Origin of the sequence: Spongorhabdus nitratireducens (assembly GCA_947387575.1) — a bacterium.
GTDB lineage: Bacteria > Pseudomonadota > Gammaproteobacteria > Pseudomonadales > Endozoicomonadaceae > CANDOC01.
This window is the reverse complement of sequence record CANDOC010000006.1, coordinates 277,668-295,135: the sequence shown is the minus strand read 5'-3', so window position 1 is coordinate 295,135 and position 17,468 is coordinate 277,668. Positions and strand designations below refer to the sequence as shown.

The following is a 17,468-nucleotide window of genomic DNA, read 5'->3' as shown; positions in this document are numbered from 1 at the left end:
CTCATCCAATCTGTAATCAGTAAAACCGGATGCTATTAGCTAATATCCAGCCAATATCAGACTACAGGTGCAGTCTGCATGCCGGTTTCCTGCTGCTCAAGCTCTTCGCCCTTGGCAACCAGTCTGGCAATAATTTTGGACAGGAACAGGGTCACAAAGGCCATACCAACGGCAGCCAGTGCCAGATTAGTAAAGTAGCCGGTGTAGACACCGTTAATAATTTCAGAGGTCAGCTCGACATCTTTAGGCAGGGCAATCTTGGTAGAGATAACGGCTGCCAGAATACCTGACAGAGACAGGGTTACCGCACGCAGACCTACGGCAAAGGCAGATACGCTCTTCGGCACCATTTCCAGAATAAAGCCGGCACCCAGCGCACCAACGATCAGTTCAGCAATCGCCTGGAAGAAGTGAACCATCATTACCCAGTCAGCAGAGATCTTGCCTTCTTCGCTGACAAACTGGGTAGACAGCGCCAGCAAACCAAAAGCGATGGCACTGAAGATAAATGCACCGGCAAACTTGGTCGGAATGGAAGGAGAGTAGCCTTTTTTATCCAGCCAGGAGTAAACGAAGATAACCGGCGCACCCAGCACAAAGCACCACAGCGGGTTAAAGGCCGAATTGGCTTCCGGCAGAATCGGGATGAAGCCCAGCAGACGGTCGCCCATCAGGTTGATGGCATAGATGTTCATTGAAGTTGCCATCTGGCCATAGCCGAAGTAGAAGCAGATCATGATGAACAGCATGATCAGTACAGAACACATCTTGTACTTGTAAGCCGGAGACGCTTTAAAGATCTGGGTAATAAAGTACAGAATGGCGCAACCACCCAGTGTATACAGCAGGTACTTGCCTTCGCTCAGATTATCGAACACCCAGAACACCAGACCCAGCATGGCTGCAGAACCTAAGGCAAACAGCACCCATACTTTTGCACTGACCGGACGCTGGTCAATCTCATTACCCACTGCAGTCAGCTGCTTGCGGAAGATCCAGAACATAATCACGTTACAGGTCATCAGGGCAAAGGAGATATAGAAGTTACCCTGGTAAGCGATGTAAGCGACAAAGAACGGAAACAGGTAGTGCGCCAGAAAAGAACCCAGATTGTTAATGGAGTAGTTAACGGTCAAACCTTCCTGGAAATCTTCACGCTTGTCTGCCGGGAAAGAATTACCCAGCAAAACGGTGGGACAGGTAGCAGAAAGTCCGCGGGAATAACCGATCAATGCAATAGAGAAGATGCTCATCGGAATATTCAGCGTTGACGCGCCAATACCCAGCATCAAAAAACCAACCGCATACATGGTGTAACCGATATAAACCGCACGGAATGCACCGATATAGCGGTCAGCTACAAAACCACCCACAGCAGAGAATACAGGACCCACGGCACCGAAGGCACCGAGCATCATGATCGTGTCAGCTTCGCTGTAATTAAGTTCGTTAAGGAAATATTTGGTAAGAAGGACATAAACGCCATAGAAGGCGGCTCCCCACAGAAACTGACGCAGAATCAGGATTCGTGCGGTAGTCGGGAGCTTTGAAGCAAAGCTGGGCACGGATAACTCCTTTGTGTATTCAGTGCTGCCTGCAGAAAAAGAGAAGTGAAAAATGCGGGACGTTGTTATTGCTGGACGCGCTGCAGACGCAATGAACGTATCACGGAGTTATTTCGGGAATATTGATCTGGTTCAACAAATTGAGGCTGTTAAAAAAACAATTACCGCTTAAATTAGTTTCCGTTGAGTAGAAAAAAACAACAATAATACTGACATCAAACAAAAGATATAAAATTCAGCTTTAAAAAATACAGAAATAGCTGTTTAACATTCATTCATGTGATTTTTGGTTATAACCAAACAACAACTACCAAACAACTACATCAAATATCAATTAATTTTTATTTTTTAAAAATAAACAACACTTAATCTGCTATATCTAAAAATCAGTAATATTTTACAACAGATCTTTAGCTATCAGCTTCGGGTCAAAGTGGTATGAAGTCTCTCCTTCTGAGCCTTATCACAGTCTTTGTGACGATACTGATTCAGTTTTCGGGTAAATGTTTCAGTTATGATCAGGAAGGCTCTACAAGAATGGGTGGTCGCCTGTCTGCTCCTGGAGGTGCAGCAGCTCATAGTTCGCAGTTTTCCTTTTCTGAAGGGTTTAGCAGTAGTTTGCCACCACCGAAAGAGCATATTCACCCTTCTCGCAGTACAGCAGGTTCTAATGCTTTTGAAAAACTGCTGGAAAAATCCCAGTCTTATGTACTTGAACGGCTTTTAGCCGGCCCGGAAGAAAGTGACGGGGACAACCCGGGTGATGATCTAGGAGAATGGATCACTGAGTTACTGCAAGAGCACTGCGGCATCCAGCTTTTATTAAAAACAACAGCCGCCTTTGAGAATGACCGGATCCATCAAAAATTCCCCCGCCTTGACAGAGTTGACCTTGCAGATTTGTTTAACGGCACTTGTTGCATTGGTCAACAGCGTGAGCACCTCTGGACCCAGTTAATTGCCCTGTGGTTTATTTATCAATTTATAGAATTCAACGAGCCCGAAAATGATGAAACCGGGACAAATGAAAAAGATATATGGGACAAGCTACTTAAAGAACTCTCACTAACCAGCCCCGTTTATAAGAATTTCAGATCGAGAGTAGAAAAGACCTGGCTGAAAGAACTCGATTATCACTTGAGAAAATGGGACAAAAATAATGATGTATGCCTTGTTAATTTTATTCCCAGAGTTCTGGACTGCAGGAGTGAAGGTGACTCTGACCCCATCAACCTGCTGGTAGTGTCCCTTGGATTCTTTAACGGTAGCTATGAGATTCTGGAGCAGCTTGCAAAGGTCATGAGTCCGTTACCACCTGAAGCCTCGGCTAATGCCGTGGAGTATATCGAATGGATGCATAGCTCTGTACCTGCTCTTTTCAACTCACTGGGTTCATTTCAATCACAATTGCCCGTTCGAGTTGTTCGGGATTACATCCTTGATCCCAGTCTCATAGGTCAGCTGACTGACAACCGGACCCCAGTTTCAGATAAAAGCCTTCAATTATTGCTTGCCAGTGGTTTCCTTTCACACTCCGAGCTAAATCAGGTTGCAAGGTACACTTCGAAAAAACGGGCAGGCCCTTTATTGCAATGCATTGCCCGCAAGGGCGATGACTTCTTTATTCGATGGGTCATTTGTACTGGCAATTTGCACCCCTTTTCTCGGCTGCAGGCAACCCTGCGTCATGAATTACAGCGCCACAAGTTCCAGAATATGGCCCCTTTGCCTCTGACGATTGTTCCCAAAGTAACGTTTGATCATTTCAAGCAACAATCTGTGGCGAGTTTCATGCACTGCCTGGAAACACATGTAGAGTGGAACCCGGGAATAATGACAATGCCACTTAATGGAATGCCTGATTTATGTCAGCTATGCCCTGAATTCAAACACTTACCCACATCTCTCTGGACCCATAATTCATCTGCATTTGAGCAATCAATCAGCCGTTACCCGATACTGGGACCGCTTGGATGTTTCTATGCCGTGGTACATCGCGACACCAGCTCTCTGCAGACCAGGGTGATGGCCATAGCCGAAGAGCTAGAAAGCGCAATTAATATGCTACGCATAGCGCATGTGCGGGAGGTCAATGCAACTGTCAGCATTTATTTTCGTCCTCCTTCTGGAGTCAGGCATCAACAATTTGGATGGCAGGCTCAACATGTTTTACAGTTGCTAAAAACAGGAAAGACGGATGAGTTACTGATCATCCTTGAAACCCTGACTGCTATCCCTGAGGCAGGAAAGACTTTTCTTAAACAGTGCGACGCCCAGGGAATTTCTCATATCAGGCAACTCATTCTTGCATCATCCCTCCCTTCACCTGATCAGTTTCCCCCACTGGGAGGCTTGCAAGAGAATGCCAGCGAAAACCTTCAGCAACTGGTAACCCTGTGCAAACAGCTGAATCTTGAGTTGCCAGATTTTACCTGTGTATTGTCAGAACAGCCCTTCCTGCATCTGTTGTCAGACCATGAGCTTGTTTCAGAAAGCGATGAAATCGTAACGGCTGACGACATTTTCTCTGTCACGCTGGAAGCGGGTCCCGATAATCTTGCACAGTTATTTTACCTGCTATCAAGAGTCCAATCTGTCGAGAGACAAGCCGTGATTGCAGCCTGGCTGGATACACTCATCAGTCGGCTAAAAGATACAAACCCTCTACTATGCGATCAGCTGAAAACCATAATTACGTTCAGAAAGCCCACATGGATCACCGATCCTGCAGCATTTGATGTCAGTAGACATAAACAGCCCCGAAAAACCGCTACAGTTTCGACTCGCCATCTACCAGAAAGCCACCAGCGGCCTCTGGCTCAAAGGTCACAGACCAGCAAGGTACCTACGAGTATGATTCAGCTTTATCGGCTATACGGTCTAAATCAACTGGTCAAGTTATACGAAGCTAATAATTATGTTACCCCCCTGACACTCGGCCAGGGTCTGCACACTATTGATGAGCTCAGAGATATTCTCTCAGGGCTTTATGGAGACGACGCCGAAACAGGCCAGATTGAGGCTGACATAAGAACCATTCGTAATGTTTGCCAAGGTGATCTCGCTGTGTTTTTCAGAGACTTTGAACTAATCAGTACAGGTTTTTCCGAGCCACGACCATAACTGCCGTTAACAGGTTAAAAATCACACAGCCAGACTTTGACTGCTGAGCGTATACCTGTCACCTCTAATCAGGTATTTACGAGTCATCTCTACGCCTATATCCGGCAGCTCAACTTTTCCGGCATCGGTTTCAATGAACTCACGGACTTCATCAAGCGTTAAAAACGCTTGCTCAATATAACGGCTGGCCCGGTCCTTGCCCCGGTATTCAACATACACAATAAAACACGGCTTTGATGAATACAGATCTTTTGAGGAGACGCGATAAGTGGCAGCTGACACCCAGACATAAACCGGGCACTGATAGCGCTGATGTTCAATATGACAGGTATAACCGTCAAGATCAGGCGTTACAGGAGCAGACGCAACAATCTGCAATGGACTGATTTCGGCCCTGGAGAGATTCTTCTTTGTTTTGCCGGGCCGGCTGAAAATAACCGCGGTTGCTTCCTTATACATTCAAACCTTTCTCCGTTGAGGAGAACAGAATCCGAGACCTGTCCTGTTGCTATCGATGCCAGCCATTGCAGGCTCACATGCCGAAAGCCACATCACCGATACTCTGTTTTGCCGGTATCATTTTTGCCGATATCGCTGTCAGAGTACCGAAAGCCACCTTGCCCAGGTCCAGGCAGGTTGGCGAGGAGGTCAGTCCTGCTCTTGATGCGAATCATGGAGGCAGCAGCCAGTTGCTGTCGCCACCGGGTCATACAACTGATGCTATTTAAGCAGTACTCCCCGATCCTCTCAACTGCGATTTATCAAAAGCCACTATACCCTGCTTCAAATTAAAGGCATCTCCGCAAACAGGGCATACAAATGCGGAAAACCGCAGGTTGCCATGCCTGATTCGCTGTATTAAAGTAGCGGCCGTCCTGAAGCACAGGGCGAAACAAAACACGGTGAGGTGTCCGAGTGGCCGAAGGAGCACGCCTGGAAAGTGTGTATACGGAAACGTATCGAGGGTTCGAATCCCTCCCTCACCGCCATATCAGAAAAGCCCGATTCATATGAATCGGGCTTTTTTTATGCCTTCTTTTCTCTCTCCAGAATTCTTTATCTGTACGTCCGGACTGCTACTCTAAAAGTTCCTGCATCAAGCACAGGGCAACAGCCATGTCGGTCGGAAAAAATCCCTTTTCAGGCACTGTTTCCGAGAACTACGATCGCTATATCTATCCACTGAACATTGAGCCGTTTGCTCAGGAAATGGCTCAACACCTCAAGCTGCTTGCTCCCGAAAGAGTGTTGGAAACCGCTGCCGGCAGTGGTGCGGCAACCGAGTGCCTGTTATCAGGACTGAGCTGCCGCGAATATCTGATGACCGATATCAGTGAGGATATGATTGCACAGGCAAGAAAACGCCTGAGCAGCCGGAGTTACATGAGCTTCGCTGAAACAGATGCCTGCCAGCTGCCATGGCAGGAACCCCGTTTTGATACCATCGTCTGCCTGTTTGGATATATGTTCTTTCAGGATCAGCTACGTGCCCTGTCTGAAGCACGGCGGGTGCTTGAGCCTGGAGGTCATCTACTGATGGCTGTATGGGATAAATTTGAGCGTTGCAACCTGACTGAGCACTTCGCCAATCTGATTGCACCTGATATCGGCTCGGAAATGCCGGAGTTCCAGAAAAAAGCCCATGCCTGCCATAGCCTCGATCTGCTTAAGAGCCAGCTGGAGCAAACCGGTTTCACTGACATTCATATTGATGTTGTCACCAAAGCATCTCCTGCCTCGACTCCACTGGATACTGCAAAAGCCTATATTTGCGGTACTCCGCTCTGGTTTGAGTTGCAGAACAAGGGAATCAATCCGGAAGACGAAGTCCGGAAAATAACAGCGCAGCTGGAACAACAGCATGGCGAGCTGATCACAGGTTTCACTCGGCAGGCCTTGTTCGTGGATGCGACAAAACCATCAGGTTAATCATGTCCGGGATCATACCCTTTTATCTGTCACAAGGATAAAATACGGTACTTCATATTTCCCTCGTTATTGCCCTGCTTATGGATCCGGCGGACAGCGCCGGGTTATGCAGGCAATTAGCAATACCTCTTTGGCTCTCTATAATTGGGCTATTCGCCATAAACGGATTTGATTATGAGCTCCCTTCATCAGCAGCTGCAGCAGCACTGCAGTAATGCCTCCCTCAATATCAACACTCTGTTTGACAGTGATACCAGTCGTGCAGAACGCTACACCATCGAAGCTGCCGGGCTGTTTCTTGACTACTCCCGCAACCGGGCTTCCGATGAAACCCTGAAACTGCTGACGGCACTGGCTGAAGAGTGCAATATGGCCCGGGCCATCGAAGCATTGCAAAGTGGCAGTGACGTCAATAATACCGAGTGCCGCCCGGCGCTTCATACTGCAATTCGGGCAAAAGCCGGCAGTGATATCAAGGTCAACGGCCGTAATGTAATGCCGGATGTAGAAACCACCCGGCAACAGATCAAGGCGCTGTGTGACAAGGTCCATTCCGGGGAATGGAAAGGTTACACCGGCAAACCCATCCGTCATATTGCCAGTATTGGTATCGGTGGGTCCCATCTTGGTGTCAACGTAGTCACTGACGCACTGGCTCACCATGCCAATCCCGACCTCAGCCTGCACTATATCGTCAATATTGACCCGGTTGATATCAGCAGCAAGCTGGATCAGCTGGATCCGGAAACCACCCTGTTTGTGATTGTTTCCAAATCCTTTGGCACGCTGGAAACCAAAGAAAATGCACTGACCGCACGCCGCTGGCTGAACGAACAGGGCTGCCCGGAATCTGATTTCCACAAGCACTTTATTGCCGTTTCTGCCAATGTCGACAAGGCAGTTGCTTTTGGTATCGCCGAAGAAAATATTCTGCCACTGTGGGACTGGGTTGGTGGCCGCTACTCGCTCTGGTCCGCGGTGAGTTTCGGTGCCATTCTACTGCTTGGTTACGATACCTATGAGCGTATGCTGAACGGTGCTCAGGCAATGGACGAACACTTCCGCACTGCCCCACTGGCTGAAAACATGCCCGTGATGATGGGACTGCTCAGCGTCTGGTACAACCGTTACTTTCAGTCCGAAAGTCATGCCATTCTGAGTTATGCTCACGGCCTGCGCCAGCTGCCGAATCATCTGCAGCAGGTGGATATGGAAAGTGTTGGCAAGGGCGTCAAACTGGATGGCAGCCCTGTTGACGACAATACCGGCACCATTATCTGGGGTGGCGAAGGCACCAACGGTCAACATGCCTATCATCAGTTGTTACACCAAGGTACACGTCTGATTCCGGCAGACTTTATTGTATCCCTGAAATCACCAGCCCCTCAGGGCGACCAGCACACATGGCTGTTTGCCAATGCCCTGGCTCAGGCCCGGGCACTGATGACTGGCAAGACTGAAGATCAGGTACGTGAGGAGATGATAGCTAAAGGTATGGATGCTGCTGAAGCTACACGACTAGCGCCTCATAAAATGGTACCTGGCAACCGTCCTTCAAATATCCTGCTGATGTCGGATATTACCCCTGAAACAGTGGGTGCTCTGCTGGCACTGTATGAGCACAAGGTTTATGTCCAGAGTGTTATCTTTGGCATCAATGCTTTTGACCAGTGGGGTGTAGAACTGGGTAAGGTGCTGGGAGACGAGATTTATAGCGCCCTGCAGCACCCGGGAGACAGTGATGACTTTGACGCGGCGACTTCCAGTTTAATCAAACGCTTTAAAGCTTAAACAATCCTGCATAACGGTTACCTGCCAGCTTCAGCCCCGGCAGGTAACCAATCAGAGCTTTTCGTACTTTACGACTTGATTGAGAGCGAACCCTTATAAAATTCTGTAAAACACGGAGTATAATGTCATACCACACTATTCTTTCTTGATGCCGACACCCTGCCCCTATGAAATTTCCCGGACGCCGTAAGTACAAGCATTACTTTCCCGTCAATACCAACAATCGGCTTGACCGTGGTGGTCAGTCGCTGGCCCATATCAATACCTATGTGACCGGTATTGACCAGAACCTGGTTGATATCACAGCCCATGTTTCAGAAAGCGTGCTGAATGATTTTGGCCTGAGCCGTGGTGCCTCACAGCTGATTGACGATGACACTGCCGAGAACCTGTATAACTTTCTGCGCGATCACGACCTTATAGAGAACCAGTTTGCCGGCGGTACCATCGGCAACACCCTGCACAACTATTCCACCCTGGCAGATGACCGTTCTGTACAGCTGGGTGTTATGAGTGAAACCGTTGCCATTGGAAGCTATGCCTACCGCTACCTGTGCAATACCAGTAGCCGGGTCGACCTGAGCTATCTGCAGCCGGTTGCCGGACCGATCGGTCGCTGCTTCACCCTGATCACTCCGGATGGTGAGCGCACTTTCGGTATCAGCCCGGGCCTGGTTAATGAACTGTCTGCCGACTTTATTCCGGAAGAGCTGATTCAGGGCAGTTCTGCCCTGGTGATCTGCGCCTACACTCTGGGCGACAAGTCACTGCCGATTTATGAAGCTACCTGCAAGGCCGCCCGTGTTGCCTCTGAAGCCGGTGTACCTGTTGTGCTGACTTTGGGTACCCATTTCCTGGTGGAACGTCTGCGGGATGAACTGGAACAGTTTATTCGCAGCTACGTCACTCTACTGGCAATGAACGAAGAAGAAGCCAAAGCCTTGACCGGGCACACAGACCCGCTGGATGCCTCAAAAGCAGCGCTGGAATACTGCGACATGATTCTTCTAACGGCAGGCCCTGAAGGTCTTTATCTGTGTGGTTATACCGAACGCTCCATGGCACGCGAAACCGGTAACCCGATTCAGTCCGGCAGCATTACCGACTTCAACCGCTATGAATTCAGTCGCCCGTTGCGCAAGAAAGATTGTGATGACCCGATGCAGGTCTTCTCACAAATCGACCCTTATCAGGGCGGTCCCGAGAAGATTATGAATACCAATGGTGCCGGTGACGGTGCACTGGCTGCGATTATTCATGATATGACGGCTAACTGCTTCCACCGCCAGGCCGTGCCGACTTCAAGCAAGCATGTGCGCAACTTCCTGACCTACTCTTCTTTTGCTCAGGCTTGTAAGTATGCGAACCGTGTCAGCTATCAGGTACTGGCCCAGAGCTCCCCTCGCCTCTCCCGCAGTTTGCCAGAGCGTGAAGACAGTCTGGAACAAGCATACTGGTCCAAATAAAACGCATTGACTACACGGAACTGCCTGCGTAATACGGGCAGTTTCCCACTCATTAAAAACAACAGGTTTACGCTGCTACTATCGCCCTCGTTTCTGAGCGAAATGTCCACTCATCAACAGGAATGAGTGTTACGCCGATTGCCTCAAACACATTCAGATTCTGCACATGTGTCCCCCCGCAAGGAATAACCACCTTTTTGCCATCGGCAAAATTGCAGTGCCAGTAACGCCGGCTCAGCAACTCCTCACCCTCTTTTACCATTTTGATCGTCGCACCGGTTTCCAGCCATTCCATCATGATCCGGTTTGTTTCTTCTTCGATATCCACTAATGCCTCCATTACATCAGCAGCGCGCAATCCCTTTTTCCGAATAGACTTCCCAAGCCGGTAAAAATCATTGCTGCCATTTTCTATAATTCGTGATGTCTGAATGGCTAGCTGATCAAAATCCGGACTTCCCATTGCATCATGTCGTCCCGGATCCTTTTTCCAGTAACCGGATAACACCTGATTTAAAGCCAGCGCAGAAAGATGGCAGGCCGTATGTCCCGTATTAAGACTGTGCCGATAGCTCGTATCAACCTGAATGTCAGCTACCTGCCCTTCCTTTATCGGGATATCAGACTCCAGCACATGTACCACAAAAAAATCCCAGCCCTCAGCACCTTTTTTCACGGGTATTGAATTGCCGGTAAAATATTCACCGGTATCAAGTGAACAAGCTCCACAAATACAGTCGACGACAACCAGTGTTTGATCATTTATTTTCAGCATCCCCCTGTCTGCCGGTTGATCTGGCCACTGGTAATCAATCGGGTGGAACGGTGTACTGGCTGTCACTATCCCCTGCCTTGCCCCCATATCAATAACAGTAACAACCGGACTCCGGTTATTAAGCCCGCCTTCGGCAAATGTCACAATTTTTGGTTGATTGGGCGTCATCTGAAACACCTTTACATTGGAAACCGGTTTTAACAGATATTACTGCCGTAAATCAGAATGATCTTGTAAAAAATTGACAGAAGACGGCTAAAGCAGCACCACGCTTCCCCCGGAGCGGGAAGACAGCCTGAAGCAAGCATATGGTTCCAGTTAAAAGCCAATGCTGTACTGAAATCCCCTTTTTAGCGGGCATTTTTTATGCTTCAACTGATACTGCATTTATTTCTGTCCATGGCGGTCTTCAGGCTCTATGAAGACAAGCTGGTACAACCGCCATGAGTTCAGTGGTAAAAGACAGGAATGCAACAGAATCACCGGTAACAAATCCCTCATTATGGCGTAACTGATAAAAGTGAGATTGCTACAGATAGCTACGGCCCGGAGACGCCTCATATTGGTTTCAAAGAACGTCAAAAACACCAGAAAAGCTGCGGCAAAACCAATGATTTCTTTATAGTTGGCCTGGGTCCAGTCAATCGTTAACACAAACATAAAAACGAGCCTTATTAGACACTCTGAACCCGTTTCAAAATATCACGCCTTCATGCGACTGCAATTTATATAAAGATATATAAATAGACCGGATTGTTTGAAGCACGGATAGTAAGGCTGATACGAATCTGACTTTTATCCCGCAGCTGCTAAAATAGCGCCACGATTCACTTCAACCAAGCAGTGTTAATGAGCGAACTGAAAGCCCGACCGGAAGAAAAAGCCGTTGTTATCTATTCCGGCGGTATGGACTCCTTTACCGTTCTGAACAAGGCTCACAAAGCCGGTTATGAACTGCATGCCCTGTCCTTCAACTATGGCCAGAAGCATTCCAAAGAGCTGGAATATGCCGCCAATGTTTGTGCCAGCCTTGGCATTCCCCACAAGATCGTGGATATCACGGCCATCAACACCCTGATGAGCGGCTCTTCACTGATTTCCAATGCCGAAGACGAAATCCCTGAAGGGCACTATGAAGAAGACAATATGAAATCTACTGTGGTGCCCAACCGCAATATGATTCTGTTGTCACTGGCAACCGCCTATGCAATCTCTCTGAAAGCCGGCAAAGTATTCTATGGCGCTCATTCCGGTGACCATACGATTTATCCTGACTGCCGCCCGGAGTTTGTAGAAGCCGTCAATAATGTCACCAAAATTGCTGACTGGCAGCCGGTGGAAATCATGGCGCCTTATCTTTACGACTCCAAAATCGAGATTCTGCGCGATGGTCTCTCCATGAGGCTGGACTATGGCCAGACCTGGACCTGCTATAACGGTCGGGAACAGGCCTGTGGCAAATGCGGTGCCTGTCAGGAACGGCTTGAAGCCTTTGAGCTGAATAACAGCACAGACCCTCTCAGCTACGAATAAAAGAACATCTACCGGTGCTGGCTACACTTTAAGGATATGGTTTGAAAGATCAGGGATCAGTCCGTGGCCGGAAACACTAGGGTCGGTGGCAGTACAAGTACTCAATCAATAGAAAGTCACGCCCTTCCTGCAGCCGTTGAAAACAAGGCCGCAGGAAAGGCGTTTAATCGCACCCTGACCCAAACCGAGCCGACAATCAGTCTGACAGATGCTGTTAAACCCTTTCCAGCATTCCCGGAAAGGCTGAGGGCACTGCAAGACTTCACCATCACGGTGATACCCGACCCGAAGAAACAACCCGGGCTCGAAGCCCCCGAAAGCCCGGCAATACCAGAAAGCAATCAGAGTCCGGCCAGAAAAATGGCAGCTCGTTCCGGCGTGGACAGAGGCAAACTGGATTTAAAAAGTAACCCCTTTCTCAAAGATCGTACGCTCAAATCAACCAAACCCGAAAAAACCAATGCCTCCCGCCGTTTCAGCCTCAAGGACGCGGCATTACAGATTTCCAAACAGAATCAGGTCAGCAAAGCCTTTGGTGCCAAAGAAAGCTCTTTAATGCAGGGATGCCTGATGGGACTGGATGCTGTATCCGACTATCAAAATCAGGGGATTCCCCGGGGTTATCTGGAAAAGATGCAGGATGTGGCAGAGCAAGACAAAGTCATTATTGCCATCAGACCAGTAGAACGGATCTGCCGTACTCTGATTGAGGAAGGCTATGCATCGAAACCCCTTACGATCAAAGCCAAAAGTGCAAACTGGGGACCACAGGCCGGTTTTCTTCCTGTCAACCAGGCTCTGAGCAAAAAAGCAGGGTTGTCCTCGGAGGTAGAGAAATACAATGCCTATGCTCAGAAATGCATAGACAAGGGTGATGCTGTCGCTCAGCAGCTATCCCTGTCTACGGCGCGCCTTACGGAGCTGAAAGATCTGGGCACCCTGAAGAATACCCGGGAAACTGCACCGGAAGCTGGTTATCAGCGAGCAGAAGCATTTGAGTCCACCCTCGAGGCCGATGGTCGTCGAGTCACTCAATCATTTGAGGCCCACCAGCGTAGTGACGGCCAGTGGGATATTTTTGTGGTCGGTGAGGATGGACTGGAAAAGCTGGAAGTACTGGCAGACAAGGAAGGTGGACCCATGACAGCGGACTTTGATCTGCTGTTTGTCGATGCCCACTACGAGGATATTGATCTCGGGCAGCAGGACCGGCGCCACGGTTTTGACCCCAAACTGGGGATTTACAGCAACCGAATGTCAAAGGTCGGGCAGGATATCAATCAGGCTCTGGATCGTGGCCCCGGTCGGGATATGGTACATCACGGCGCTGACACATCGAATCCCGCCACCGAAATGGAAGCGAATTTACCGACAACTATTTTATTACCGGCCAAACAAATCGGGATGTACAAATCTCCGTTGATGATTAAAACCCAGGTCGAACTGGCGCGTTTTATGCGCACTATGCAAAAAATGGGATACAAAATGGATGTCAATCCACTTTGGAACGGACTGAAGGAGGTAGCATCCGAACCGGTGCAGGAAAAAATCTCTTACTTCGAAAAAAAAGGCCCGATCGCTCCATAAGAGTTCCATAAGATTCCAACAATAACTCTATAAAAAATTCCCCAATCACTCGTCTGTAATAAACTACACCTCCACTACTGCGATTAGGTCTACTTTTACATTCACACTCTGGATAACCCGGGGAAAGCAAAATGACCTGTTCCTATCGCACTGGATTTTTTGCAGGGAAAGTGGTGGTTCTGCTGGTTGTCATGGCCTTGCCAATAGTAGCGAGCGCTACCATCAACTGCCCCTGGTGCGGAAGTACGATGGAGGCCCGGCCAAACAATAAAGTCATTTGTCTCAATGAAGAGTGTGATAAAAGAGATATTCCCTACCCGCTGGAAGCCCTTGTACTTTGCACTTCGACACCGAAACAACTGACTAATCAATCGCAGTCTATGACCATACCTCAAGCGAAGGAGACAAATCGCCCCCCGTCATCAGGGTCCAGGAAGCCACCGGGCCGACCTCAGACAACATAGATTGCAGCCAGCTGAAACTTTATGACCACCCTTTTTTATCGCACCCGTTAAAGAAAACGAAACAGGCCGAAGCGCCCTCTTCCCGTCGGGGAAGCCTGAGAGAGATTGCTGAGCTTATTATGCTCAAGCAACGTTCATTAATGGCTATGGGGCATTGGGAAAGCCGGTTTCAGCGTGACTGTCTGATGGGTATTGACGCTGTGGCCGAAGATGCCGACCAAGGCATTCCCCGCAGTTACATCGAGAAAATCCAGCTTGTGGCTGAAAAGCTGGATGTCATTATTGCTATTCGACCTGTCGCCCGAATTTGCCGCACCCTGATACTGGAGCTGTATGCTTCGAAACCACTTCTGATCAAGGCCAAAAGTGCTGACTGGGGGCCTCAGGCCGGCTTTCTTCCGGTTGATCAGGCTCTCAGTAAAAACGCCGGACTGCCTGAGAAAGTCGAACATTACAACCTGAAAGCGTTAGAGTGCATTGCGCAAAAATGGGCTGTGGCACAGCAGTTGGTACTTTCTACTGACAGGCTGACTGAACTGGAAGAGCTGGGCATTCTGGAGATAATCCATTGTATAGAAACTATTCCGGGACACACTCATGCAGCATCATTCGAATCAACCCTCTGCAAAAAAGACTTGCTGGACACTGGAGAATATCAGGAGCGAAAGGTCACCCGATCTTTTGAAGCCCACCAGCGCCACGATAAAAGGTGGGATATTTATGTCATAACGGATGCCGGGCGAGAACCACTGAAGGTTCTGGCTGACAAGAAATATGGGCCGATGACGGCGGATTTCGATCTGTTATTTGTAGATGCCCCCTATCACAAAGTCGATCTGGGTCAGCAGGACAAACAACACGGCTTTCATGACGAGCTTGGCATCTATAGCAAGCGCATGGTCAGGGTTGCCGATGAAATTAACCGGATTCTTGATCGTGGACCTGGAAAAAACATGGTTCATCACGGCGCCGATTCGGCCAATCCACACAGTGATATGAAGGACAATCTGCCAGCAACCATCTGGCTGCCGAAAAAGCGAATGGGTCTATATGAATCTCCGCTGCTGATTAAAACAGCCGAAGAGCTCGGCTGTTTTATGCTGACCATGCAGAAAATGGGTTATTACACCGATTACAACCCTCAGTGGAAAGAGCTGGAAGAAGTTGCAACCAAAGTTATTCGCGAACGCATCGATTTCTTTGAGCAAAAAGGCAAGCCTTAACCTGATTTGCACCCGCTACAAAAAGCGGTAGACTAGCCGCCCTTTTCTAACCGGCAGTAAAACCAGAGCTATGTACAGCGTTAAGGAAATGTTCTACACCCTGCAGGGAGAAGGCGCCCATGTGGGCCGCCCGGCAATTTTCTGCCGATTCTCCGGTTGTAACCTGTGGAGTGGCCGGGAGCAGGACCGAAGCAGTGCGATCTGTAATTTCTGCGATACCCAGTTCCTCGGCACCGATGGCGAAGGTGGAGGCAAATTTGCAACCGCTGAAGCACTGGCAGAGACTCTGCTGGGCTACTGGCCTGAAAACAGTGGCGTCCATCCCTTTATTGTTTGCACCGGTGGTGAACCACTGCTGCAGCTGGATCGGGAGCTTATTAATGCGTTGCACGCCAGAGGTTTTGAAATTGCCATTGAAACCAATGGTACCAAGCACATTCCCGAAGGTATTGACTGGGTTTGTGTCAGCCCGAAGGGTACTGCAGAAGTTGTTGTCATCCAATGTGATGAGCTGAAGCTGGTTTATCCTCAGCCCGAAGCCATGCCGGAGCGTTTTACCAATATCAAGGCGACTCATTATTACCTGAGTCCGATGGCTTCACCGCAATGGCAACCTGGTGATTCTTTATATCAAGATAATGTTACAAAAGAGACAATTGAATATTGTCGTCAGCACCCAAAATGGAAGCTGAATTTACAAACACACAAAATCACTTCTATTCCCTGATAATAAAACCGAAATAGGCCTGTTTTCGTCTACTCTTTATCTGGCTTGGAAAGAGGAGATGATGATGGGCTCGTTTCAACGAAACAAACAGCTGGCATTCATTATTTTTTTACCGACCTTATTGTTGTTTTCACTTAACGCATGGTCAATGATTTGCAAAGGCTGCCTGAATAAAATGACTGACACAGGCAGTCATTTTGTTTGTGAGCATGAAGGTTGCATCAAAGCAGGAAAACCCGTAACTAAGGTTCAGCCTCTGGCAGAGGCTTCGGCATCAAATACTAAAGACACTTTTAACCCATCTTCTATAGTAGAATTATGTGAAAATCCGGACTGTAAAGCCAAAATGGTTTTCGATCAGGGATTTTTCATCTGTCCTACATGCTCCTCCCAGCCAAGCTTTGCCTCTCCAGCCACTATACCTGCTGACCCAGCCATCAGCTCCCACAGGAGACCGGATGGTACAGTGGGCTGGAAGGAGAAAATCTTCAAAACTATTGATGAAAACCTGGTAATGATGATGGAAGGGTTTCATGCGGAAACAATGGGTGGAGACACCTTACCCTTGAATATTATCCTTAATGCATTACCTGACAGTGATTTAATAGACTTTTTAAAAACAGTAACTTCGGATCTTGATTACACGACCTATCGCACCTCACTGTTGAAATTCTCGGGTAAGGTTTACGAGTGCCCTGTAGAAGAGGTTGAAATCCGCCTTAAATCAACTCTGACCTTTCAGGGATGTTACCTGAAATTCTTTGGCGCCTTCCGGTCAAATTTATTAGTTAACGACCAAAGACCGTTTTTTGACCTGTTGATTTCAACACTCAGAACATTCAAGTCTGATCTTCCTGCAGGCAGCATCGAGAAAATGCTGAAAGTCATCGAAAGGCACCCGGAGCTGGAGCTGACAGAGCCACTGGAAATATCTGATGCTTCTTCTCTTTCTGAAATCACATCACGGATAGCTCAAGGTGGCTGTGTGGTAGTAATAGGAACATATTTGAATTATTACCAATGCCTTTATATCCAGACTCATATTGATCCCTCCCGGATTGCTTTTACCTCCAGACCCGAAGTGGCCACACTTACTGAATACACAGTTTCATCATCTGGACTCCAAACACATATTTTAACAATGGATGATCTGAACACAGCTCTCCCCAACCTGTGGCTGGGACTGGAGAAGTCCTCATTTCTATTGTTGACTCATGGAGCAGCCAAAGCCTCCATAAGGCAATCCCGGAAAAAAACCTGTGCTCAATGATAGTTTCCCGGGGAT

General features: G+C 48.4%; 14 protein-coding genes and 1 tRNA gene. 11 read left to right on the top strand and 4 right to left on the bottom strand.

Going from position 1 to position 17,468, the window contains the following annotated elements; all coding sequences use genetic code 11:
- Positions 1 to 56: 56 nt before the first annotated feature.
- Positions 57 to 1,565, bottom strand: coding sequence for a peptide MFS transporter (locus ACYZZ0_RS13205; protein ID WP_461537105.1), 1,509 nt, complete (start codon positions 1,563 to 1,565; stop codon positions 57 to 59).
- Positions 1,566 to 2,003: 438 nt separating this feature from the next.
- On the opposite strand from ACYZZ0_RS13205, the gene ACYZZ0_RS13200 reads away from it, so the two are divergent.
- On the top strand, positions 2,004 to 4,688 hold the full coding sequence (locus ACYZZ0_RS13200) for a hypothetical protein (protein WP_461537104.1): 2,685 nt from the start codon (positions 2,004 to 2,006) through the stop codon (positions 4,686 to 4,688).
- Positions 4,689 to 4,709: 21 nt separating this feature from the next.
- Here ACYZZ0_RS13200 and ACYZZ0_RS13195 read toward each other — a convergent pair whose 3' ends face one another.
- Positions 4,710 to 5,147, bottom strand: a complete 438-nt coding sequence (locus ACYZZ0_RS13195) for a hypothetical protein (protein WP_461537103.1) — start codon at positions 5,145 to 5,147, stop codon at positions 4,710 to 4,712.
- A gap of 77 nt (positions 5,148 to 5,224) precedes the next feature.
- Between ACYZZ0_RS13195 and ACYZZ0_RS13190 the strand changes: the two genes are divergently transcribed.
- From ACYZZ0_RS13190 to ACYZZ0_RS13170, 5 genes are all read left to right on the top strand, one after another.
- Entirely contained in the window at positions 5,225 to 5,416 is a 192-nt protein-coding gene (locus tag ACYZZ0_RS13190) for a hypothetical protein (RefSeq protein WP_461537102.1), read from the top strand.
- A 173-nt stretch (positions 5,417 to 5,589) separates the two neighbouring features.
- A tRNA-Ser gene (locus ACYZZ0_RS13185) sits at positions 5,590 to 5,677 on the top strand.
- 127 nt (positions 5,678 to 5,804) lie between these two features.
- Positions 5,805 to 6,617, top strand: coding sequence for a class I SAM-dependent methyltransferase (locus ACYZZ0_RS13180; RefSeq protein ID WP_461537101.1), 813 nt, complete (start codon positions 5,805 to 5,807; stop codon positions 6,615 to 6,617).
- A gap of 174 nt (positions 6,618 to 6,791) precedes the next feature.
- On the top strand, positions 6,792 to 8,408 hold the full coding sequence (gene pgi, locus ACYZZ0_RS13175) for a glucose-6-phosphate isomerase (protein WP_461537100.1): 1,617 nt from the start codon (positions 6,792 to 6,794) through the stop codon (positions 8,406 to 8,408).
- Positions 8,409 to 8,575: 167 nt separating this feature from the next.
- Entirely contained in the window at positions 8,576 to 9,874 is a 1,299-nt protein-coding gene (locus ACYZZ0_RS13170) for an inosine/guanosine kinase (protein WP_461537099.1), read from the top strand.
- Between the two features lie 67 nt (positions 9,875 to 9,941).
- On the opposite strand, the gene ACYZZ0_RS13165 is transcribed toward ACYZZ0_RS13170, so the two are convergent.
- Both ACYZZ0_RS13165 and ACYZZ0_RS13160 read right to left on the bottom strand, forming a co-directional pair.
- Entirely contained in the window at positions 9,942 to 10,817 is an 876-nt protein-coding gene (locus tag ACYZZ0_RS13165; protein ID WP_461537098.1) for an alanyl-tRNA editing protein, read from the bottom strand.
- Between the two features lie 219 nt (positions 10,818 to 11,036).
- Entirely contained in the window at positions 11,037 to 11,309 is a 273-nt protein-coding gene (locus ACYZZ0_RS13160; RefSeq protein ID WP_461537097.1) for a hypothetical protein, read from the bottom strand.
- Positions 11,310 to 11,498: 189 nt separating this feature from the next.
- Here ACYZZ0_RS13160 and queC point away from each other — a divergent pair, with 189 nt between their 5' ends.
- From queC to ACYZZ0_RS13135, 5 genes are all read left to right on the top strand, one after another.
- Positions 11,499 to 12,182, top strand: a complete 684-nt coding sequence (gene queC / locus ACYZZ0_RS13155) for a 7-cyano-7-deazaguanine synthase QueC (protein ID WP_461537096.1) — start codon at positions 11,499 to 11,501, stop codon at positions 12,180 to 12,182.
- A 63-nt stretch (positions 12,183 to 12,245) separates the two neighbouring features.
- On the top strand, positions 12,246 to 13,769 hold the full coding sequence (locus ACYZZ0_RS13150; RefSeq protein ID WP_461537095.1) for an anthrax toxin-like adenylyl cyclase domain-containing protein: 1,524 nt from the start codon (positions 12,246 to 12,248) through the stop codon (positions 13,767 to 13,769).
- A gap of 583 nt (positions 13,770 to 14,352) precedes the next feature.
- Entirely contained in the window at positions 14,353 to 15,456 is a 1,104-nt protein-coding gene (locus tag ACYZZ0_RS13145) for an anthrax toxin-like adenylyl cyclase domain-containing protein (RefSeq protein ID WP_461537094.1), read from the top strand.
- 70 nt (positions 15,457 to 15,526) lie between these two features.
- Positions 15,527 to 16,183, top strand: coding sequence for a 7-carboxy-7-deazaguanine synthase (queE, locus tag ACYZZ0_RS13140; protein ID WP_461537093.1), 657 nt, complete (start codon positions 15,527 to 15,529; stop codon positions 16,181 to 16,183).
- 58 nt (positions 16,184 to 16,241) lie between these two features.
- Positions 16,242 to 17,453 (top strand): hypothetical protein, encoded by a 1,212-nt coding sequence (locus ACYZZ0_RS13135; protein WP_461537092.1) that lies wholly within the window; start codon positions 16,242 to 16,244, stop codon positions 17,451 to 17,453.
- Positions 17,454 to 17,468: the final 15 nt, after the last annotated feature.